Source organism: uncultured Vibrio sp. (assembly GCF_947488985.1).
In the GTDB taxonomy this organism is placed as follows: Bacteria; Pseudomonadota; Gammaproteobacteria; order Enterobacterales; family Vibrionaceae; genus Vibrio.
Map to the genome: position 1 here is coordinate 1 of NZ_CANLBV010000358.1, position 286 is coordinate 286.

General features: G+C 49.7%; 1 protein-coding gene. It reads right to left on the reverse strand.

Annotated elements, in window-relative coordinates; all coding sequences use genetic code 11:
• Positions 1–286 (reverse strand): S26 family signal peptidase (locus Q1A70_RS20640; RefSeq protein WP_299697703.1); only part of this gene is annotated, 286 nt, incomplete at both ends.

Below are 286 nucleotides of genomic sequence, written 5' to 3' on the forward strand. Positions count from 1 at the left end.
AATAACGCCCATCAAAACTGTTGCTCGGAGCGTATTCCGATAACGCGAAAAATTCATTCTCCGCGACCGTGAAGGGGTCAAGTAAAGGTAACGTGCGACCGTTATCGTCAGCTCGATGAATAACATAATTCGTTAGTGGTTGACCGTTCATGCTCACGACATCATCAAACGCCAGTTGGTCGCCTTGAGTCGCTATGACGGTTTTAATAAGAGGCGTAGAGCCACCTGAGCAAGCTCCCCACTGTAAGTAACCACGCTCAACAGCGAGCTGTATCACGGGCACGTC